A 20,668-nucleotide genomic window follows, 5' to 3' on the forward strand; every position below is an offset into this window, starting at 1 on the left:
GGGGCGCCTCTTTCATTTTGGGCCCCTCGGCTGGCCCCTCAAAAGGTGTCCTTCGGGACACCTTTTACATTTCTGTGATCCACGGAGGCTGGAATGGTGACCCTGGGCTGGGTATTATCGATGACACTGCGTTTAATTTAGTAAACAAATGCAACCAAGGCAGGATGCTGAGCATGCAGACAGGAAGACACAACGGACACCAGGAGCACGTGGCCTCCTATTACGCGGCCACCCGCAACGACCATAGGCAGTGGCCCGAGCTCAGCGGTGAGCTGGATGCCGACGTCTGCATCATCGGCGGCGGTTTCACCGGCCTCAACACCGCCATCAACCTGGCCGAGGCCGGTTACAAGGTGGTCTTGCTTGAGGCCAACCGCATCGGCTGGGGCGCCTCCGGGCGCAACGGCGGCCAGCTCATTCGCGGCATCGGCCACGACACCAGCCAGTTTGCCCGCTGGATAGGCGAGCAAGGGGTGCGCGAGCTGGACCTGATGGGGCTGGAGGCTGTGCAGCTGGTGCGCGAGCGGGTCGCACGGTTCAACATCGACTGCGATCTCACCTGGGGCTACTGCGACCTCGCCACCAAGTCACGCCACCTCAAGGGATTTGAGGAGGATGCCGAGCACTTGGCCAGCCTGGGCTACCGGCATGAACTCAGGCTGGTCCCCAAGGGGGAAATAAGGTCAGTGGTGGGGTCGGATCGCTATATCGGCGGCATGATCGACATGGGCTCAGGCCACCTGCACCCCCTCAACCTGGCGCTCGGCGAGGCCCGTGCGGCAGCCAGCCTGGGCGTCGCCCTCTTCGAGCACTCCAGGGTGACCCACATCGAGTATGGCGAGCGGGTCGAGGTGACCACGGCCCACGGCCGTTGCCGCGCCAACTATCTGGTGATCGGCTGCAACGCCTACCTCAATGAGCTCAATCCCGAACTGGGGGGCAAGGTGCTGCCGGCGGGCTCCTACATACTCGCCACCCAGGTACTGGAGAAACGGCTGCGTCAGCGCCTGCTGCCGCAAAACATGGCGGTGTGCGATCAGAACGTGGCGCTCGACTACTACCGGCTATCGGCCGATGGTCGCCTGCTGTTTGGCGGGGCCTGCAACTACTCGGGGCGCGATCCCAGGGACATCAAGGCGTTTATGCTGCCCAAGCTACTGCGGGTCTTCCCTGAGCTCGCGGGCACCGCCATCGAGTTTCAGTGGGGGGGCATGATAGGCATAGGCGCCAACCGGCTGCCGCAGATCGGGCGCCTCAAGCAGCACCCCAATGTGTTCTATGCCCAGGCTTACTCGGGGCACGGCCTCAATGCCACTCACATGGCCGCCAAGCTGGTGGCCGAGGCGATCAGGGGGGAGAGCCGGGGCTTCGATCTCTTCAGTAGCGTGCCCCACATGACCTTCCCCGGCGGACCTGCCCTGCGCTCCCCCTTGCTGGCGCTCGGGATGCTGTGGCACCGGATGAAGGATCTGCTGTAAGTCTAAGGGGGAGGGCTGGCGGCAGGGAGGAGGGCGCTTATCCCTGCTGCGCCGGTTCTGCCAGTTGCCAGCCCTGCTCTGTCTTCATCATCCAGACCTGGCTCTCCTGCGCCAGTGCCTGTCCTGCCTCGAATTCGCCGTATTTGCGTTCCAGCTCCATCAGGGCCATCTCCTGCTGGAAGGGGCCGACCCTGTCATAGACCAGATCCTCGTCATGCAGCACCTGCAGCTGCTCCAGCCCCTGCTTGAAGTGGAGGCGGTAGCTCACCCTGACGAGATAGACCCCCTCCATCCGCTCCTCCTTGCCGAGAATGGCGAAGTCGCTGATCTCGAACAGGGCGGGATCCGTGTCGGCCTGCAGCCTGGCGGTGACCTGGCTCTGGATCGCCTCTTCACCTGGACCTGAGTTGCAGCCATAGAGCCAGCAGGCCAGCAGGGGGATGAACCACTTTTTCATCAAAACTCCGGATGATGCGAGACGGGAAAGGGAAAATTTTGCCATGGCGCCTGTCATATACAAGGGATGGTCAGAAAAATCAACGCGCGGTGGCCGAGTTGCTGGATTCGGGGCGGTATGGATGACTGACGGTGCGCGTCATGACCAGAGTATCGCCAGTGAACCCGGCTATCTGCTTGCGATCCACTTGCTTAAAGCCGTGTTTCGACCAGAAATGCAGGGCAGGGGCGTTGGTCTCGATGACCCCGAGTCGCAGGGTGGTGCAACCCCAGCCAGCCGCCATCCCCATGAGTCGTGCGACCAGTTCGCTACCAACCCCCCGTCGCTGCCAGCACTCCTTCAAAAGCAGCAGGCCAAGATAGGCCGTCTGCTTATCTGGATAACCGCGAACCAGATCGACGCAGCCAAGCAGCAACTCTCCCTCCAGGATGGCCAGCACAAACTTGTCATGCTCTCCTATGCCCGGTGGGCAGGCCCTCAGTATCTCCAAGGCATCCGCAGGGTTGGGTGCCTTGCCTTCTGTCAGCCAACTGTAGGCAGGCGTCGCCAGCACGACCTCCTCCAGCCACTGTATGTGGCTCGAGTGAGCCGATGACAGGCGCCGCAACTCCATCTAGCGCAGCTTGTCCAGCTGGCCGAGGAACTCGGCGGGCCCCATGAAGCCGGTCACCCGCTGACCGCTTACCTCGTTGCCATCGCGATCGAAGAAGATCAGGGTCGGTAGCCCCAGCACGTTCAGGCCGTTGAGCAGCGCCACATCCGCATCGTCGTTGGCGGTGACGTCCGCCTGCAACAGCACCATGTCAGCAAAGCGCGACTGCACCTCGGGATCGCTGAAGGTCTTGTGCTCGAACTCCTTGCAGGCGACGCACCAGTCGGCGTAGAGATCCAGCAGCACCGGCTTGCCGCGGGCGGCCTCGAGTCGGGTCTTGAGGTCATCCAGGGTCTTGATGCGGATGAATTGAGGAGCCTGGATCCCGGTGCTTGCCTTGACGCCAGGCTCGGGCAGCAGCAGGTCCTTGCCCACCACCACCAGAGTCATCATCACCAGCAGCAGCACGAAGCCACCGAGGCTCTTGCCGAGCGAGTGGGCGCGATGCTGGTTGTGGTGATAGAGATAGGCACACAGCACCAGCGCCCAGCCGAGCCAGAGCAGGGTGGCGATCTGCTCGCTCAAGAGCCGTGACAGCAGCAGGATGGGCACCGCCAGCAGTGCAAAACCAAAGAGTTGCTTGATCACATCCATCCAGGCGCCCGCCTTGGGCAGCAACTTGCCCCCCGAGGTGCCGAGCAGCAGCAGCGGCAGACCCATCCCCAGCGACAGGGCATAGAGCGCCGCGCCGCCAAGCCAGCGATCGCCGCTCTGGGCTACGTAAATAAGCGCCCCCGAGAGCGGCGCCGTGGTGCAGGGGGAGCAGACCAGGCCGGAGATCATCCCCATGATGGCAACCCCTACCACGGATCCACCCTGTTGGCGGTTGGAGAGGCCTGACAGCCGGGTCTGCAGGCTGCTCGGCAGTTGCAGGGTATAGAGCCCGAACATGGAGAGCGCCAGCAGCACGAACATGATGGAGAGGCCGATCAGCACATAGGGGTGCTGCAGCGCGGCCTGGAACTTCAAGCCGGCCGAGGCGACGACCAGCCCGAGCAGGGTGTAGGTGACCGCCATCCCCTGCACATAGACGAAGGAGAGCAGGAAGGCGCGGCGGGTGGAGAGGTGCTGACCGGCACCGGCGATGATGCCGGTCAAAATGGGGTACATGGGGAAGACGCAGGGGGTGAAGGCAAGTCCCAGCCCCAGCGCAAAGAAGGCGGCGATGCTGAGCCAGAAGCCCTGGCTGCCGAGGGCGGCCGCCAGTCGATCCTGCTGGCTGCTGGCTGGCGCCTCGATGGCGTCAGCGGGGCCGGCCTGCCCGGCGGCGTCACTGGTGGCAGTGAGAGGCTGCACCGGGATCAGCTTGTCGGTGGGCGGATAGCAGAGACCCTCGGTGCAACCCTGATAGCTTATCTTGAGGCTGGCGGCGTCACCCACCTCGGTCAGGGTGACGGGGATCTTCAGCTCCTGATAGAAGACCCGGGTCTTGCCGAAGAAGTCATCCTCATGTTCGGTGCCTGCAGGCAGCACGGGCGCCTCGAAGGCGAGGTTGTCCCCCTTGACGCCGATGCTGTGGCGATAGAGGTAGTAGCCGTCGGCGAGGCGCAGGGTCAGCAGCAGCTTGTTTCCCTGCTGCTCGCTCTCGAGGGCGAAGGCCTCGTCGACTTTCAGAAATTTGGGCTGGGCATTGGTCTCGATGCCGAGACTGCTGAGCAGATCCTGGCTGCTGGCCTGGACGGGGGCCGCGAGCAGGCTCAGCAGGAGCAGCAGGGGGGAAAGCAGGCGAAACAGTGTCATGAGGTCTCCTGTGTCAACCAGTCGAGATAGGGTTGATGACCCTGGCTTGCGGGGAGCGCCAGGATCTCCGGCACCTGGTAAGGGTGGTGAGCCAGAATGCACTGACGCAAGGGCTCGAACAGCGAGGCCCTGGATTTGATGATGAGCTGGATTTCACGTGCGCGCTCAATTTTCCCCTGCCAGCGATAGACGGAGTTTACTCCCGGTAACTGGTTGATGCAGGCGGCGAGGCGCTGGGTGAGGAGGTGCTCGCAGAGGAGGTCTGCACTGGCTTCATCAGGGCAGGTGCAGAGCACCAGAATGGCGTCGGTCATGGGGTTGGCAGTCTCATCAACGGGGGCGCTCTGGCCCTCTGGAACAGCGGTTACTATACCGGGCAAAGGGGCAAATAGCACCCGGTCCGCGCCCGGCTGGCGGGACGCTCAATTAGTGATGCGCCCGAGATAGACGCTGTGAAAAGGACAGGGCAGAATGAGCGGGCTTGTTCCCACTCTACGTAAGGAAATGTATGACCCAACAGAATGAGCAGCAGAGAAACCGCATGTTGAGCCTGTTGCGTGAAGGCGAGCGTCGCATGTTGGTGCAACTGGCCGGTCTGCTGCGTACCAGTGTCGATGAAATCAATGCTGAACTGGAGAAAGAGGAGCTGCTGTCCGCCCTGGAGCAACCCATCACGGTGGAGTATCTCAACGGCGTGGTGCAGCACCATCTGTTCGAGCGTCTGCACAAGGGGGACATGGTCGCGGCACAGCGCATGCTGAACCAATATCAGAGCGACCTTGAGGCCATGCTGAACCAGGAATCGGCCCAGAGCGAGACGCCCGCCGACGAGGTAAAGGCGCAAGCCTGAATGCCTGTCTTCTGAGGCTCCAGATCAGCACCATCATGCCAGCCGCATGATGGTGCCTCGTTTTATTCCCTTCCTCTGTTAACCCGTGACCCGTTGCGCCCCCTGGCCCGGTATGGGGAACACCTTGTCATAGCTCCAGTTGTAAATGAAGGCATAGACCAGGTAGAACAGCACGAAGCCCAGATCCAGCAGCAACGCCTCCAGCAGGCCGATGTCGAGCCACCAGGACATTACCGGCAGAGCGACGACCAGCAAGCCCCCCTCGAAACCCAAGGTATGCAGCACCCGCTGCCACAGGCTCTTGTGGGTATGGCCCTGCAGGCGTAGCAGCAACCGGTCCACCCCGATGTTGTAGACATAGTTCCAGACGGTGGCGACTACCGAGAAGAACAGGGCAAGCGGGCCCATGTGGTTGAGACCGACGCCGGTGACCCAGCTTGCCAGGGGGGCGGCGATCAGCAGGCCAATCAATTCGAAGCCGATGGCGTGGCGCAGGCGGTCACGGGTATTACGCATCATCTGTCTCTCTATCTAACTCTTTCTGTGGATGGCGGCCAATGTATCGCTATTATTCGATAGGTTCATGTTGGTATCTATCGTTAAAATAGATAGAGCTAGGTCCAAGAGCAGAGTAGGAGCAGACGGATGACCCCTTCACTGGAACAATTCAAGGCGTTGCTGGCGGCGGCTGAGACGGGATCTTTCTCGGCGGCGGCGCGCCGGCTGGGCAAGGCGCAATCGGTGGTGAGCACCGCCATCGCCAACCTGGAGATCGACCTCGGCCTCGAGTTGTTCGATCGCAGCGGCCGCTACCCGGTGCTGACCGAGGCGGGGGCCCGCATCAGCCAGGAGGCGGGGGTGCTGCTGGCCCAGAGCGAGCGGCTGCAGGCCATTGCCGGGGAGCTGGCCAGCGGCATAGAGTCGCGCCTGACGCTCGCCATCGACGATGACTCCCACCTGCCCTGGCTGGGGGCCCTGCTGGAGGAGTTCGCCAGCCGCTACCCGGCGGTGGAGCTGGAGCTGCTGTTCCCGCTGATGGAGGATGTGACCGAGCTGCTCAAGAGCGGGCGGGCCCAGCTCGGCATCAGCTACCAGAAGGCGCACCCCGAGCGGGAGCTGGTTTCCCGCTCCCTGGGGAGCGTCGCCATGCCCCTGGTGGTCTCCCCGGATCATCCCCTGGCCCACAAGACACCGCTGCACGAGAGCGACCTGCAAGGGGCCCGCCAGCTGATGGTGACGGGGCGGCGGGAGGGCACGGAGCGCCATCGCTTTCGCCTCTCGTCCCAGGTGTGGTGGGTCGAGGGGGATCTCGGGATCCTGGAGCTGGTCAAGCTGGGGCTGGGCTGGTCTGCGGTGCCCGAGTTTCTGCTGCACCGGCCGCTGGCGCGGGGGGAGCTGGTGGTACTCAAGCCGGATTTCATGCCCCAGGCCGAGCTGGAGCTGGAGTTGCAGTGGTATCGCGCCCGCCCGCTCGGGCAGGCGGGGCGCTGGCTGAAGGAGGCCCTGCTGGCGCGGGTACCTCGTTAGCCGACCTTACTCGGTCAGGGAGTAGGGCAGGGGTTGCAGGGCAAGGCGGGAGCCTTCCTCCTGCTTGAGGCGGAAACTGGCATCGGCCTCGGTGTCTTTTGGCAGCACGGCGGTGAGCCACAGCTGACCATCCTGCTGCCAGGCGTTCAGCACCATGCCGCTGCGCCGCCAGTTGTCACCGAGCTGGATCTCCAGGGTATCGCCGCTGGCAACGGGGCCACTGGCCTGCCCGGCCAGCACGAAGAGGGCGCGGTTGTTGGCACCGCGGTACTTCGCGCGCGCCACTATCTCCTGTCCCATGTAGCAACCCTTGGTGAAGCTGATGCCGTCCAGGGCCTGCAGGTTCAGCATCTGGGGAATGTACTCACCCTGATGAACCGCCTCCAGGTGCGGGATGCCGGCCTTGATATCCAGACCCCACCAGAGTGATTCCTGTCCGACGGGCAAGCCGATATCGAGCGGTTGTTCGCTCACCAGCAACCATCGTTCGGCTTCCACCTTGACCGCCATGCCCCCCTCGACGAGGCCGGTTTCCTGAAGGCCGTATTGCGCCGCGATCCAGGTGTCTGTGCCCTGACCGGCCACGCCGACCGCCTGGCCCTGGAACTCGCCGATCTCGACCTTGGCGAACACCGCAAATTTCTTGAGCTCGGGCAACTGGCGCGCCAGCACCGACGGCTTGGTCAGCAGCAGCAGGCTTTCATCGAGGCAGAGCAGGCGAAAATCGCTCCACAGTTTGCCCTTGGGGTCGCAATGGCCGCCGAGGGTGCTTTGGCCCGGTTGCAGGGTATTGACGTCGCAGGTGACCTGGCCTTGCAGATATTTCACGCGATCATTGCCGGTGAGGCGGGTGATTGCCAGATCGGTCAGGGGAAACAGGGTTGGCTCGGCAGGAAGAACAGGGGTCGGCAGGCTCACGATGGTATTCCAGAGACAGAAAGTATGTGACCTGCATGGTAAAGACGTAAGGAATGTTTGTCAGCCGGAAAATCCAGCTGCTACCATCCCCGGGTCTTTGTAAGGAGAGTTCCATGTTGAGCCCAATTGAAAAGTCCCGCCTGAAGTGGGCCTGCCGTCGCGGCATGCTCGAGCTGGATGTGATATTTATGCCTTTTTTCGAGCACGAGTTCGACTCCCTGAGCGAAGCACAGCAGCAGACCTTCATCCGCCTGCTGGAGTGCGAGGATCCCGAACTGTTCCGCTGGAGCATGGGCCATGGTGTGCCGAGCGATCCCGATTTCGCCGCCATGATCCCCCTGATCCTGGAACGCAATCAGGCCCGTCATGATCGTCTGAGCTGATCCCCGATGCGGGTCCTGATGCCCGTCATCCCCTCCCGGCGGCAGCGCATGCTGCTGCTTGCCCTGTTTCTGCTGTTGCTCTGGCCGGTTGCCGCTCTGATCCATGGCTGGCAATGGGGGCTGTTTCTCCCCTGCTGGTTGCTGGGGCTCTGGCTGGCCTTGCGCCCCGTCATGCCGAGGGGCGATGCGCTCTGCTGGGACGGAGAGTGGCTGGAGTGGCAAGGCCGACGTCATCGGCTGGATGACCGCAGCCGTATCCTGCCCGGTGTGCTCTGGCTGAGGTTGCAGACAGAAGAGGGCGCCGAGCGCCGCCTCTGGCTCTTCTCCGATGCTCTGGCACCCGCGCATTACCGCGCCCTGGCCCGCGCCATCCACCTCGCCCTGCCCAAACCGCCAGATTCACCCCATAACAGATGACCCCGCCGGGGCGGGGTCATCTGATTGACGGTGGTGGGAGTCATTCACTCCCGATCCGGCGTCAGCACTGTCGGCTTGGGGTTTGCTTGCATGTCCGGGTAGTCGAGGTTGTAGTGCAACCCGCGGGACTCCTTGCGCTCCAGGGCACAGTTGACGATGAGCTCGGCCACCTGCAACAGGTTGCGCAGCTCCAGCAGGTTGTTGGAGACGCGGAAGTTGGCGTAGTACTCCTGCACCTCCTGCTTGAGCAGGTCGATGCGGCGCTTGGCGCGCGCCAGCCGTTTGTTGGTGCGCACTATCCCCACGTAATCCCACATCATCAGCCGCAACTCGTGCCAGTTGTGCTGGATCACCACTTGTTCGTCCGAGTCATCCACCTGACTCTCGTCCCAGGCGGGTAGATGGGGTGGTTCCACGCTGGTCGGGAGCTTGGCCAGGATGTCGGCCCCCGCCTGATGGGCGTAGACCACGCATTCCAGCAGGGAGTTGGAGGCCATGCGGTTGGCGCCGTGCAGCCCGGTGTAGGTCACCTCGCCGATGGCGTAGAGGCCGGGGATGTCGGTCTGGCCGTTGTTGTCGATCATCACGCCGCCACAGGTGTAGTGGGCCGCCGGTACTATGGGCATCGCCTCCTTGGTGATGTCGATGCCCACCGCGAGACAGCGCTCATAAATGGTCGGGAAGTGCTTGATGATGAAGTCGGCCGGTTTGTGGCTGATGTCCAGATACATGCAGTCGGCCCCGAGTCGCTTCATCTCGTGGTCGATGGCGCGGGCGACGATATCACGGGGTGCCAGCTCGGCCCGCTCGTCGAAGTCCGGCATGAAGCGGCTGCCATCGGGACGGCGCAGATAGGCCCCTTCCCCGCGCAACGCTTCGGTCAGCAGGAAGTTGGGGTCATCGGGATGGAACAGGCTGGTGGGATGGAACTGGTTGAACTCCAGGTTCGCCACCCGACAGCCAGCGCGCCACGCCATGGCGATGCCGTCCCCCGAGCTCACGTCCGGGTTTGAGGTGTACTGATACACCTTGGAGGCGCCGCCGGTGGCCAGTGCCACGAAGCGGGCGCGGATCACCTCGACCTGCTCGACGTTGCGATTCCAGACGTAGGCGCCGAGTACCCGGTTGCCTGGCAGGTCCAGCTTGCGGGTGGTAATGAGATCGACCGCGTTGAAGCGCTCCATCAACTGGATGTTGGGGTGGGCGCGTACCTGATCGATCAGGGTGAGCTGCACCGCCTTGCCGGTGGCGTCCGCCGCGTGGAAGATACGGCGATGGCTGTGACCCCCTTCCCGGGTCAGGTGATAGTGGGATTCCCCCTCGGCATCCTCCTCCTGATCGAAGGGGACACCTTGCTGGATCAGCCACTGGATGGAGTCGCGGGCGTTGCGGGCGGTGAACTCCACCACGGCCGGGTCACACAACCCGGCGCCAGCGTTGAGCGTGTCGCTCACATGGGATTCGATGCTGTCGGTCTCGTCGAACACGGCAGCGATGCCTCCTTGCGCATAGAGAGTGGCCCCTTCACTGATGGGCCCCTTGCTCAGAACCAGGACTTTGGCCTGGTCTGCCAATCGCAACGCGAGGGACAGACCGGCGGCACCGCTGCCAATGATCAGTACGTCGCAAAGGTATTCAACACTTGCTTTCATAAGTATCATTGGCCTGGATTAAGAACTGGCCCCATGGTAGCCCAAGGGGGGTTGTGATGCAGCCTGCATCACATTTTTTTCAATGCAAGCGAACTTTCTCTGATTCCTCCTGTCTGAACTTGTGCGCTTAGAAGGGGCCGGAAAAGAAGAACGATAACCTGATGGGGGTTTTACGGCTCTGATGAGCGACCAGAATCTACTGGACGAACAGCTGGTTGAACGGGTCCAGCGTGGCGATAAAAATGCATTCAACCTGTTGGTAAGAAAATACCAGCATAAGGTGGTCAACCTGGTGGCCAGGTATGTCAACAATCCGGGCGATGTGCCGGATGTGGCGCAGGAGGCCTTTATCAAGGCTTACCGGGCGTTGCCGACATTCCGTGGCGAGAGTGCGTTTTACACTTGGTTGTATCGGATCGCCGTCAACACGGCCAAAAATTACCTGACCTCACAGGGGCGCAGACCGCCCAGCAGTGATGTCGAAGCGGACGAGGCTGAATATTATGGTGGTGGTGAAGCCCTGCAAGAAGTGGCCACCCCGGAAAATCTGGCGCTGACCGACGAGATCAAGCGTACCGTGTTTGCCGCCATAGAAGCCTTGCCAGAAGACTTGAGAACAGCGATCACCCTTCGTGAAATGGAAGGGCTGAGCTACGAAGAGATTGCGGAGATCATGGATTGCCCTGTGGGTACGGTGAGATCCCGTATCTTTCGGGCGAGGGAAGCAATCGATAAAAAGCTGCAACCTCTGATCGAGAATTAAACTGGGGAAAGACAGGCAAACTTATGGCAAATAAAGAGCAACTTTCAGCCCTGATGGATGGTGACCTCAGCGACATGGAGGTTCTGAACGAGCTGGGAACGGATCCCGCTCTGCAAGATACCTGGGCTCGTTACCATCTGATCGGTGATGCCATGCGGGGAGACCTGCCGGTCAATCTGCAACTGGATCTCAGTGACAGCATCATGCTGGCACTGGAAGACGAACCCGTCATACTGGCACCCAAGCCGGTGCAACCCGTTGTCCCTCAGGTGAATCCTGCCGGCAAGGTGATACCTTTGGTCCGTCGCTTTGGCCAGCAAATGGGACAGTATGCCATTGCTGCCTCCGTGGCCGCCGCCGTCATCTTCGGGGTGCAGCAGTATCAGGGCAGCGACGGCATGCCGGCCAACCCTGTGCTCAACACCATACCGGTCGGTGGCAGTGCGGCGCCAGTGAGCGTGCACTATCCCCAGGAGGGCAACCGCGCCACTCCTCGCCAGCAAGGCTTGAACGAGCAAGAGATGCAGGAGCAGCGCGAGCGTATCAATGCCTTCCTGCGAGACCATCAATTGCAACAGCGTCTGCTGCAAGACAAGCAGATTCAGGAATAACGCATCTTTAGGGATCAGACCGTGCGCCAGTCCAGCCTCATTCTGCTGGCCTCTCTCCTGCTTATTTGTGCCAAGGCCTCGGCCGACGATCTGTCGGCCGAGGCCTTGTTGCAGCAGATGCAGAGTGCCGTTTCGCAACAAAATTTTGAGTTGTCCATGGTCAAGGCCCGTCAGGGACGCCTCGAGCCCATTCGCTTCAGTCACGGGGTGATCGATGGCAAGGAGGTTGCTCATTTGAGCTACCTCGACGGCAAGGCGGTGGAGTACCTGCAACGCCAGAATGAATACACCTTCTTCGAGAACACCCACGAACCCTACACATTGAAGGGGGCGCGTTTTCCTGGCGTCTGGTCGAGTCTGGTGAGGATGCCGCTGCCCCGGGTGCTGGAAAGCTATGACCCCGTGCTGGCCGGTCGTAGCCGAGTGGCTGGTCTGGTGGCGCAAGTCGTGAGACTGGTGCCCAAGGAGGCGGACAAGTACGGCTTTGTACTCTGGGTCGATGAGCAGAGTCATCTGCTGCTGCGGGTGGACATGGTGGACAAGGAAGGCAACCTGGTGGAGCAGGTGCTGGGGGTGGATCTGGACAGGCAACCGGCGCCCGCGCCCTGGCTTGTCACCCTGGCCCGCAGCAAGCTGCCCGAAGCGCTGGCATTGGAAGACGCCTATCCCGCTCCCCAGCAGACCCTGAACTGGCACCTGACCTGGCTGCCGGGTGGATTCAAGGTGCTCTCTCAGGACAGGCACCAGCTGGTCAACACCAGCCTGCCGGTGGATTACATGATGCTGTCGGACGGTGTGGTGGATCTCTCCGTCTATGTCTCCCGGGTCGATCCCAAGCAGGCGGTGCGTCAGCAATTGATCCGCCAGGGGGCCACTTCGCTGGTGAGCTTCGTCAACGAGGTTGGGGTGGAGATCACCGTGGTCGGGGAAGTTCCCACCGAGACGGCCAAGCGCATCGCCGAGTCGGTGCAGCCGCTGGCCCGCAACGAGGCGGTACAGTGAGGAGGCATCCGGCCACTTGCCGAACCGGGATGACCGTGCTGAGATCGGGTAAATCCATAGCCGTTCGTCTGGAGTCATCCTGTGAGTAACATGAGCGAAGAGTTGGCAACCGTGGTGGCCGTCGAGGGAGCTTATGCTTGGGTGGAGTGTGAACGGCGTTCAGCCTGCAGCGGCTGCCACCAGCAGCCCAATTGCGGTACCGGCACAGTCGCCAAGGCCTTTCCCCTGAAGTCGCAGCGACTGCGGGTGGCGCTGACCGCCGAGGTTCTGGTCGGTCAGCAAATCAGGCTTGGCATTCCCCAGGCGAGTATCCTGCGCGGCGCGGCCCTCGTTTATGTGCTGCCGCTGTTCTGCCTGCTACTCGGTGCCCTGCTCGGCCAGCTCTGGTTGGCGCCGCTGCTGTCGGCGGGGGAGGGCGTCACCATCCTCAGTTGCTTGCTCGGTGGCACCATCGGATTTTTACTGGTTCGTTACTTTTCTGCCCGGCTCGAGCAAGGGGAATATGGTCCCCGCATGCTCGGCATGGTACTCAATACCCGTCACCTCTCCTGAGCGGCGTTACCCTTTTCTGGCTCCGTCGCCGCCGTTTTGGTGCCGAGGGCCCGCCAGACAAGGCGCTATTTCTGGTGCCTGCCGACTAAAGATTGGCCGTCGACCTGGTTATCCAGTAAAATCCTGCCCTCATATCCGACCCTAACTTAATTTTGAGTGATTCTTGCTCGATGAAACACATTCGTAACTTTTCGATTATTGCGCACATCGACCACGGTAAATCGACCCTGTCGGACCGTCTGATCCAGACTTGTGGCGGCCTGTCCGACCGCGAGATGCAGGCTCAGGTGCTTGACTCCATGGATCTGGAGCGCGAGCGCGGCATTACCATCAAAGCACAGAGTGTGACCCTGAACTACCAGGCACAAGACGGTAACACCTATCAGCTGAACTTTATCGACACCCCGGGCCACGTGGATTTCTCCTACGAGGTTTCTCGCTCCCTGGCGGCCTGTGAAGGGGCTCTGCTGGTGGTGGATGCCGGTCAGGGGGTTGAGGCACAGACTCTGGCCAACTGCTACACCGCCATGGAGATGGAGCTGGAAGTGGTGCCGATCCTGAACAAGATCGATCTGCCTGCCGCAGAACCCGAGCGGGTCGCGGAAGAGATCGAGGACATCGTCGGCATAGACGCGGTGGATGCGGTGCGCTGCTCCGCCAAGACCGGCCTGGGTGTCGATCTGGTACTGGAAGAGATCGTGGCCCGTATCCCGGCACCTGAAGGTGACCCGGACGCCCCGCTGCAGGCGCTGATCATCGACTCCTGGTTCGACTCCTACCTGGGCGTCGTCTCCCTGGTGCGCATCAAGAACGGTTCCCTCAAGAAGAACGACAAGATCAAGGTGATGAGCACCGGTCAAGTGTGGGGCGTGGATCGCATCGGTATCTTCACCCCCAAGCAGGTGGACACCATGGGGCTGGGTTGTGGCGAGGTAGGTTGGGTCGTCTGCGGCATCAAGGACATCCACGGCGCTCCGGTGGGCGATACCCTGACGCAAGCCAAGAACGGTGCCGACAAGGCGCTGGCTGGCTTCAAGAAGGTGAAGCCGCAGGTCTATGCCGGTCTGTTCCCCATCTCCAGCGATGACTACGAGTCGTTCCGTGACGCCCTCGACAAGCTCTCCCTGAACGATGCCTCCCTGTTCTTCGAGCCGGAAAGCTCCACCGCGCTGGGCTTCGGCTTCCGTTGTGGCTTCCTCGGCATGCTGCACATGGAGATCATCCAGGAGCGTCTGGAGCGGGAATACGATCTGGATCTCATCACCACGGCACCGACCGTAGTGTATGAAATCGAGCTGAACAACGGCGAGACCATCCACATCGACAGCCCGGCAGCCATGCCTGCGGTCAACAACATCAAAGAGATGCGCGAACCCATCGCCGAGTGCAACATCCTGTTGCCCCAGGAGTACATGGGCAATGTCATCACCCTCTGTATCGAGAAGCGTGGCGTGCAGACCAACATGGTCTATCACGGCAAGCAGGTGGCGCTGACCTACGAGATCCCGATGGCGGAAGTGGTGCTCGATTTCTTCGATCGCCTCAAATCCACCAGTCGCGGCTACGCCTCCCTGGATTACGGCTTCAAGCGCTTCGAAACCTCCGACATGGTGCGTCTCGACATCATGATCAACGGTGAGCGCGTCGATGCCCTGGCCATCATCACCCACAAGGAGAACGCCCAGTATCGCGGTCGCCAGGTGGTGGAGAAGATGCGCGAGCTGATCCCGCGCCAGATGTTCGACATCGCCATCCAGGCGTCCATCGGCAACCAGATCATCGCCCGCAGCACAGTCAAGGCCCTGCGCAAGGACGTGACCGCCAAGTGCTACGGCGGTGACGTGAGCCGGAAGAAGAAGCTGCTGAACAAGCAGAAAGAAGGCAAGAAGCGGATGAAGTCCCTGGGCCGTGTCGACGTGCCGCAAGAGGCCTTCCTCGCCATTCTCCACGTCGGAAAGGATTAATAGATGGCAAGCACCTTTTCCCTGATCCTGGCCATAGTCACTCTGCTGACCGGCATCATCTGGACAGTCGACAAGCTGGTCTGGTCCAAGCAGCGGGCGGCCAAGATTGCGGCCGCTCGTGCCAACGCCGGCTCGAACATCGATGAGAAGACCCTGGCCAAGGTGGCCCCCATGCCGGTCTGGATCGAGCAGACCGGCGGTGTCTTCCCGGTCATCGCGCTGGTGCTGATCCTGCGTTCCTTCATCTTCGAGCCGTTCCAGATCCCGTCTGGTTCCATGATGCCCACCCTGCTGGTGGGCGACTTCATCCTGGTGGAGAAGTTCGCCTACGGCCTGCGTGATCCCGTGACCAACACCAAGTTCCTCGAGACGGGTTCTCCCGAGCGTGGCGACGTGGTGGTGTTCAAGTATCCGCTGGATACCCGGGTGGACTACATCAAGCGGGTGGTCGGCATGCCGGGCGATCGGGTGATCTATCGCAACAAGGAGCTGATGATCCGGCCCAAGTGCGAGGAGCAGGAAGGGAAAACGTGCCCGGGCTTCAAGAAGCTCGACGTCAAGTTCGAGCAACGGGGTGAGTTCAGCCAGATGGGGATCCCGCTGGATCGCTACACCGAACAGTTGGGCACAGTTTCTCACGAGACCCTGCGCAACCCCCTGATGCCGGACCTGGTGGATCGCTACTATCGCCAGCCCGGTACCTACCCGGATGAGTGGGTGGTGCCGGAAGGCCACTATTTCGTGATGGGTGACAACCGCGACAACAGTACCGACAGTCGTTTCTGGGGTTTCGTGCCCGAGCAGAACCTGGTGGGCAAGGCGGTTGCCATCTGGATCAGTTTCGAATTTGAGCGCGAGGAAGGATCCAGCTTGCCAAGTTGGGTGCCGACCGGTGTGCGCTTCAACCGCATTGGCGGAATCAAGTAAATGAATATCAAGATGAACAGACTGCAGTCCCGTCTCGGGCATGTCTTTCAGGATCAAGAGCTGCTGACTCGGGCGCTGACCCACCGCAGCGCCGGTTCCCGTCACAACGAGCGACTGGAATTTCTGGGGGACTCCATCCTGAGTCTGGTGATTGCCGATGACCTCTTCCATCGCTTCCCGCAAGCGGCGGAAGGGGATCTCAGCCGGATGCGCGCCACCCTGGTGCGGGAGAAGACGCTAGCCGAACTCGGCCGGGAGTTTGACCTCGGGGATCACCTGATCCTGGGGCCTGGCGAGCTGAAAAGCGGCGGGTTCCGGCGCGAGTCTATCCTGGCCGACACTGTCGAGGCGGTGATCGGCGCCGTCTATCTGGATACCGATCTGGAGCGGGTGCGAACCCTGTTGCTCGGCTGGTACGCCAGCCGCCTGGACGAGATACGCCCGGGTATAGAGCAGAAGGATCCCAAGACCCGGCTGCAGGAAATTTTGCAGGGAAGCCGCAAATCCCTGCCGACCTACACAGTGACCAACGTCAAGGGCGAAGCCCACAACCAGGAGTTCACCGTCCAGTGTGACGTGGATGGCCTGGATGGTCCGCTGGTCGGGGTCGGCACCAGCCGCCGCAAGGCCGAACAGGCCGCGGCGCAGCAAGCACTGGAAAAACTGTCATGACAGATACGACTTACTGCGGTTTTGTCGCCATAGTGGGCCGCCCCAACGTGGGCAAGTCCACCCTGCTCAACAAGCTGCTTGGCCAGAAGGTCAGCATCACCTCGAAGAAACCCCAGACCACCCGTCACCGGATCCTGGGGATCGACACCGAGGATAACTACCAGACCATCTATGTGGATACCCCGGGTCTGCACATCGAAGAGAAGCGGGCCATCAACCGCCTGATGAACCGCGCCGCCACCAGTTCCCTGGGGGACGTGGCCATGGTGGTGTTCATGGTGGACGGTACCCACTGGACCAAGGACGATGAGATGGTGCTCGGCAAGTTGCGCCACCTCAAGTGCCCTGTGGTGCTGGCAGTCAACAAGATCGACAACGTCAAAGAGAAAGAAGATCTGCTGCCCCATCTGGAGTGGCTGGGCCAGCAGATGAACTTTGCCCACATTCTGCCCATCAGTGCCGAGAAGGGCACCAACGTGGAGAAGATCCGCGAGTGGGCCAAGCCGTTGCTGCCGGAGAACGTTCACTTCTTCCCGGAAGACTACGTGACCGACCGTTCGTCCCGCTTCATGGCCTCCGAGATCATCCGCGAGAAGCTGATGCGCTTCACCGGCGAGGAGCTGCCCTACTCGGTGACGGTGGAGATCGAGCGCTTCAAGGTGGAAGAGAACGGCCTCTACCACATCCATGGCCTGATCCTTGTGGAGCGCGATGGCCAGAAGAAGATGGTCATCGGCAACAAGGGCGAGAAGATCAAGACCATAGGTACCGAAGCGCGCCTCGACATGGAACGACTGTTCCAGAACAAGGTGCACCTGGAGTTGTGGGTCAAGGTCAAGTCCGGCTGGGCCGATGACGAGCGCGCCCTGCGCAGCCTGGGTTATGGTGACGACTGATTGCTGAACCCGGCTTTCGTCATCCACAGTCGGCCCTATCGGGAGACCAGCCAGCTGGTCGAGGTCTTCACCCAGGATAGCGGCCGATTTACCCTGGTGGCTCGCGGTTCCCGCGGGCCACGCTCCCCTCTGAAGGGGCTGCTGCAACCCTTCACCCTGCTCACCATGAGCTGGCGTGGCAAGGGCGATCTCAAGAACCTCGCCCAGGTCGAATGCCCGGATCACTCCCTGCGACTCGGCGGCGATCGCCTCTTCTACGGCCTCTATCTCAACGAGCTGGTCTACTACCTGCTCGAAGCCCACACCCCCTTCCCCGAGGTGTTCGACGCCTATGCCCGTGCCCTGATGGCGCTGGCGGACGGCGAGACGCCGGAGCTGCCCCTGCGCCGCTTCGAGTTCCTGCTGTTGCAGGCCCTCGGTTATGCGGTGGATTTCGAATATGCCGCCGACGATGACACCCCGATCCAGCCCGATCTGCTCTACGGCTTCGAGCGGGAGCTCGGCTTTGTCGCTTGCGAGCGGGCGCCCGATCCCCGTACCCTGTTCCTCGGCGCCCACCTGCTGGCCTTCGCCGAGGGGCGATTCGATACCCCTCCCTTGCTGCAGGCGGCCAAGCGCTTCAGCCGGCTGGCGCTGCAGCCCTATCTTGGCAAACGCCAGCTCAAGAGCCGGGAGCTGTTTTTGAAACGACGAAGCAGCTTGGGCTGATCCTTTCGCGGCGTGACCCAACGGGTAACCATGTTACCGGCGTCCGATTACGCTGCGCTAATCGAACCTACGAACGGATATCGGCGCGGGCATGATTTCGCTGACCGCGCAGTCAACAGATGAAGAGTTTCAAGGAGTCCTCAATGAGTGAAATCTATCTGGGTGTGAACATCGACCATATCGCCACCCTGCGCAATGCCCGCGGCACCCAGTATCCGGATCCTGTCCAGGCCGCCTTCGTGGCCGAGCAGGCCGGTGCCGATGGCATTACGGTTCACCTGCGTGAAGATCGCCGCCACATCACCGACCGCGACGTGGAGATACTGCGCCAGACCATCCAGACCAGGATGAACCTGGAGATGGCGGTGACCGAGGAGATGATCGGCATCGCCTGCCGTATCAAGCCCCAGTTCGTCTGCCTGGTACCGGAGAAGCGCACCGAGGTGACCACTGAGGGCGGCCTGGACGTCGCCGGTCAACTGGACAAGGTGACCGATGCGGTGACCCGCCTCGCTGCCGTCGGTGCCCAGGTGTCGCTCTTCATCGACGCCGACCCCATCCAGATCGATGCGGCCGCCGAGAGTGGTGCCCCCTTCATCGAGATCCACACCGGCCGCTATGCCGATGCCACCACGGATGCGGAGCGCAACGCCGAGTTCAAGCGCATCGCCGCCGGCGCCTCCTATGCCGCCGGCAAGGGCTTGAAGGTCAATGCCGGTCATGGCCTGCACTACCACAACGTCAAGGCCATCGCCGCCATTCCCGAGCTTTATGAGCTCAACATCGGTCACGCCATCATAGGCCGCGCCGCCTTCGACGGTCTGGCCAAGGCCGTGAGCGACATGCGCCTGCTGATGCAGGAAGCTCGTCAAGGGATCTGATAGCCCCTGGGGATGAGACAGAAAGAGGGACGCCGCGGCGTCCCTCTTTCGTTGTCAGGAGATGTATTCAGTCCGCCTCGGGAAGGTCGTGAGACTGGCTTGGCACTCGGCATCTGACTCCCCGGTGATCAGCACGGTGGGACAATTGAACTCGGTAGAGAATCGTCTCTCAGCCCTGCTCGGGAAAGTAGCGCTCGAGCAACGCCATCAGGATGGCCTGGCACTCGGCATCCGGTTCGCCGCTGACCAGGGTGGGTCGGAAATGGAGTTGGAAGGCACGCATTGCGGCGCGGCTCTGCTCATCCCAGGCGCCACTCGGCAGGATACCGTAGCCGTAGCGGGCGAGCTGCTGCTGCCAGGCGAGGGCATTCCAGACGGGGGGCGGCTGCTGGCGCAGGGCTGCGACTCTGGCCTCGTCGGGCCAGGCGCCAACGCCATAGCGCAGGGCCAGCTCGCGCCAGGGGAAGTGAGGGCCGGGATCCTGCTTGCGTTCTGGTGCGATGTCGCTGTGGGCCAGCACCTGGGTGGGGGGAATGTGGTAGCGCTGAACCAGCTCCTGGCTGAGGGCGCCAAGGGCGGCGATCTGGGCCCGGGTGTAGGGTTGCCAGTGCCTCAGGTGAGCGGGGAGGGCCGCTTCTTTCTCGTCATAGCCCAGATTGACTATCTCGATGCCCAGCGAGCTGGCATTGAGCCCGGCATACTGATGCCAGCGGCTGCGACCGGCGTGCCAGGCGCGCTGGCTGTCGGGCACCAGTTGGTAGACGGGAAGTGGCCGTTGCTCTGTGTCGCGGGGGATCAGGTAGTGGGCACTCACCTTGTGTTCGGGTTCAGTCAGCAGGCGCAGGGAGCGGGCGTCATCCTCGTCGGTGTAGTGGAGGATCAGAAAGGCGATACGTTCATTCTGGTTGGCACTGGTATGGCGGGTGGATAGCTCATAAGGTGCCGGTTGGCAGGCGCCAAGCCCCAGCAACAGGCTGAGTGACAGCAAGCTGGTGCGGCATTTACCTGGCCAGGGGGAACAGGAAAACAGGGATGGCCAGCGCGGCCTGCCGCCCAGGCGGAATGACGGGGGGCAGGCGCGCTGGCCCATGGCTCAGGCGCGCCGTCTGGCGGTGACGCGCGCGCGCGGGCTCATGGTTCGGACCTGTACTTGGCGGTGAGGCCGATGAGGAAGTTGCGCAGGATCTGATCCCCGCAATCCTGGTAGTGCTTGTGATCCTTGGCGCGGAACAGGGCGCTCAGCTCGGACTTGGAGAGGTTGAAGTTGGCGAGCTTGAGGGTGCCCAGCATGTCTTCTTCCTTGTAGTTGAGGCCGATGCGCAGCTTGCGCAGGATCAGGTTGTTGTTGATCCGGTTCGGGATCACCTGGGGTGGGGCATCTTCCCGCACACCGCGGCGCACGACGATGAAACCGTCGAGGAACTGGCTCAGTGCCGCGTCCGGGCAAGGGACAAAGCCCGGGTCCTGCTCTTCCCCTTCCGCCGCCTCTTTCAGCAACCAGCTGTGGAGCTGGGCGTGGGTGACGGTCAGGTTGCCCTTGGCAAACATCTCGACCATCTGATCGTTGCTGATGGTAAGGGCGTAGCGCAGGCGGCGCAGAATATCGTTGTTGGTCATG

The 20,668-nt window shown here is 61.9% G+C and carries 24 protein-coding genes; 15 read left to right on the forward strand and 9 right to left on the reverse strand.

Translation table 11 applies throughout. From position 1 onward, the window contains the following. The first annotated feature begins 173 nt into the window (after window positions 1-173). Window positions 174-1,478, forward strand: coding sequence for an FAD-binding oxidoreductase (locus KW824_RS14125; RefSeq protein WP_218410112.1), 1,305 nt, complete (start codon window positions 174-176; stop codon window positions 1,476-1,478). A 37-nt stretch (window positions 1,479-1,515) separates the two neighbouring features. Here the strand turns inward: KW824_RS14125 and KW824_RS14130 are convergent, their stop codons facing one another. The 4 genes from KW824_RS14130 to cutA form a co-directional block, all read right to left on the reverse strand. Then, window positions 1,516-1,935: a hypothetical protein gene (locus tag KW824_RS14130; protein WP_218410113.1), complete on the reverse strand. Its 420-nt coding sequence runs from the start codon at window positions 1,933-1,935 to the stop codon at window positions 1,516-1,518. 79 nt (window positions 1,936-2,014) lie between these two features. Further along, entirely contained in the window at window positions 2,015-2,548 is a 534-nt protein-coding gene (locus KW824_RS14135) for an N-acetyltransferase (protein ID WP_218410114.1), read from the reverse strand. Further along, a complete protein-coding gene (locus KW824_RS14140; protein WP_218410115.1) occupies window positions 2,549-4,327 on the reverse strand; it encodes a protein-disulfide reductase DsbD in 1,779 nt (592 codons plus the stop codon). Then, entirely contained in the window at window positions 4,324-4,641 is a 318-nt protein-coding gene (gene cutA, locus KW824_RS14145) for a divalent-cation tolerance protein CutA (protein ID WP_005332803.1), read from the reverse strand. The genes KW824_RS14140 and cutA overlap by 4 nt, the downstream gene beginning before the upstream one ends. A 194-nt stretch (window positions 4,642-4,835) precedes the next feature. Between cutA and KW824_RS14150 the strand changes: the two genes are divergently transcribed. Next, on the forward strand, window positions 4,836-5,177 hold the full coding sequence (locus KW824_RS14150) for a hypothetical protein (protein WP_218410116.1): 342 nt from the start codon (window positions 4,836-4,838) through the stop codon (window positions 5,175-5,177). A gap of 78 nt (window positions 5,178-5,255) precedes the next feature. On the opposite strand, the gene KW824_RS14155 is transcribed toward KW824_RS14150, so the two are convergent. Continuing rightward, on the reverse strand, window positions 5,256-5,693 hold the full coding sequence (locus tag KW824_RS14155) for a PACE efflux transporter (RefSeq protein ID WP_042648741.1): 438 nt from the start codon (window positions 5,691-5,693) through the stop codon (window positions 5,256-5,258). A gap of 129 nt (window positions 5,694-5,822) precedes the next feature. Between KW824_RS14155 and KW824_RS14160 the strand changes: the two genes are divergently transcribed. Continuing rightward, complete coding sequence (locus KW824_RS14160; RefSeq protein WP_171273227.1) at window positions 5,823-6,704, forward strand: LysR family transcriptional regulator; 882 nt, start codon at window positions 5,823-5,825, stop codon at window positions 6,702-6,704. 6 nt (window positions 6,705-6,710) lie between these two features. Here the strand turns inward: KW824_RS14160 and ygfZ are convergent, their stop codons facing one another. Further along, entirely contained in the window at window positions 6,711-7,616 is a 906-nt protein-coding gene (gene ygfZ / locus KW824_RS14165) for a tRNA-modifying protein YgfZ (protein ID WP_152565375.1), read from the reverse strand. A 119-nt stretch (window positions 7,617-7,735) separates the two neighbouring features. Between ygfZ and KW824_RS14170 the strand changes: the two genes are divergently transcribed. Both KW824_RS14170 and KW824_RS14175 read left to right on the forward strand, forming a co-directional pair. Next, window positions 7,736-8,005, forward strand: coding sequence for a succinate dehydrogenase assembly factor 2 (locus tag KW824_RS14170; RefSeq protein ID WP_041205030.1), 270 nt, complete (start codon window positions 7,736-7,738; stop codon window positions 8,003-8,005). Window positions 8,006-8,023: 18 nt separating this feature from the next. Then, window positions 8,024-8,422, forward strand: a complete 399-nt coding sequence (locus tag KW824_RS14175) for a protein YgfX (protein ID WP_218410117.1) — start codon at window positions 8,024-8,026, stop codon at window positions 8,420-8,422. Between the two features lie 44 nt (window positions 8,423-8,466). Here the strand turns inward: KW824_RS14175 and nadB are convergent, their stop codons facing one another. Further along, the gene (gene nadB, locus KW824_RS14180) at window positions 8,467-10,074 is read right to left on the reverse strand and encodes an L-aspartate oxidase (RefSeq protein WP_042648726.1); all 1,608 of its coding nucleotides are present in this window, start codon (window positions 10,072-10,074) and stop codon (window positions 8,467-8,469) included. A 181-nt stretch (window positions 10,075-10,255) separates the two neighbouring features. Between nadB and rpoE the strand changes: the two genes are divergently transcribed. The 10 genes from rpoE (at window position 10,256) to pdxJ (ending at window position 19,050) form a co-directional block, all read left to right on the forward strand. After that, the gene (rpoE, locus tag KW824_RS14185; protein WP_005332791.1) at window positions 10,256-10,837 is read left to right on the forward strand and encodes an RNA polymerase sigma factor RpoE; all 582 of its coding nucleotides are present in this window, start codon (window positions 10,256-10,258) and stop codon (window positions 10,835-10,837) included. A gap of 23 nt (window positions 10,838-10,860) precedes the next feature. Next, window positions 10,861-11,448: an RseA family anti-sigma factor gene (locus KW824_RS14190; RefSeq protein WP_218410118.1), complete on the forward strand. Its 588-nt coding sequence runs from the start codon at window positions 10,861-10,863 to the stop codon at window positions 11,446-11,448. A gap of 21 nt (window positions 11,449-11,469) precedes the next feature. After that, window positions 11,470-12,450: a MucB/RseB C-terminal domain-containing protein gene (locus tag KW824_RS14195; protein WP_218410119.1), complete on the forward strand. Its 981-nt coding sequence runs from the start codon at window positions 11,470-11,472 to the stop codon at window positions 12,448-12,450. A 90-nt stretch (window positions 12,451-12,540) separates the two neighbouring features. Further along, window positions 12,541-13,002, forward strand: coding sequence for a SoxR reducing system RseC family protein (locus KW824_RS14200; protein ID WP_218410178.1), 462 nt, complete (start codon window positions 12,541-12,543; stop codon window positions 13,000-13,002). Window positions 13,003-13,172: 170 nt separating this feature from the next. Continuing rightward, the gene (gene lepA / locus KW824_RS14205) at window positions 13,173-14,966 is read left to right on the forward strand and encodes a translation elongation factor 4 (RefSeq protein WP_139434016.1); all 1,794 of its coding nucleotides are present in this window, start codon (window positions 13,173-13,175) and stop codon (window positions 14,964-14,966) included. 3 nt (window positions 14,967-14,969) lie between these two features. Beyond that, window positions 14,970-15,893 (forward strand): signal peptidase I, encoded by a 924-nt coding sequence (lepB, locus tag KW824_RS14210; RefSeq protein ID WP_042648729.1) that lies wholly within the window; start codon window positions 14,970-14,972, stop codon window positions 15,891-15,893. After that, window positions 15,894-16,565 carry a ribonuclease III gene (gene rnc, locus KW824_RS14215; protein WP_218410120.1) on the forward strand — a complete coding sequence of 224 codons (672 nt, stop codon included), beginning with the start codon at window positions 15,894-15,896 and terminating at the stop codon, window positions 16,563-16,565. Continuing rightward, entirely contained in the window at window positions 16,562-17,461 is a 900-nt protein-coding gene (gene era, locus KW824_RS14220) for a GTPase Era (protein WP_043128418.1), read from the forward strand. The genes rnc and era overlap by 4 nt, the downstream gene beginning before the upstream one ends. After that, the gene (gene recO / locus KW824_RS14225) at window positions 17,462-18,169 is read left to right on the forward strand and encodes a DNA repair protein RecO (RefSeq protein WP_218410121.1); all 708 of its coding nucleotides are present in this window, start codon (window positions 17,462-17,464) and stop codon (window positions 18,167-18,169) included. It begins immediately after the preceding gene. A 143-nt stretch (window positions 18,170-18,312) separates the two neighbouring features. Further along, a complete protein-coding gene (gene pdxJ, locus KW824_RS14230; protein ID WP_041205039.1) occupies window positions 18,313-19,050 on the forward strand; it encodes a pyridoxine 5'-phosphate synthase in 738 nt (245 codons plus the stop codon). 169 nt (window positions 19,051-19,219) lie between these two features. Here the strand turns inward: pdxJ and KW824_RS14235 are convergent, their stop codons facing one another. Both KW824_RS14235 and KW824_RS14240 read right to left on the reverse strand, forming a co-directional pair. Then, on the reverse strand, window positions 19,220-20,140 hold the full coding sequence (locus KW824_RS14235; RefSeq protein WP_218410122.1) for an N-acetylmuramoyl-L-alanine amidase: 921 nt from the start codon (window positions 20,138-20,140) through the stop codon (window positions 19,220-19,222). A gap of 41 nt (window positions 20,141-20,181) precedes the next feature. Beyond that, the gene (locus KW824_RS14240) at window positions 20,182-20,667 is read right to left on the reverse strand and encodes a DUF1456 family protein (RefSeq protein ID WP_005332775.1); all 486 of its coding nucleotides are present in this window, start codon (window positions 20,665-20,667) and stop codon (window positions 20,182-20,184) included. Window position 20,668: the final 1 nt, after the last annotated feature.

Source organism: Aeromonas sp. sif0611 (assembly GCF_019218845.1).
Lineage (GTDB): Bacteria > Pseudomonadota > Gammaproteobacteria > Enterobacterales > Aeromonadaceae > Aeromonas > Aeromonas media.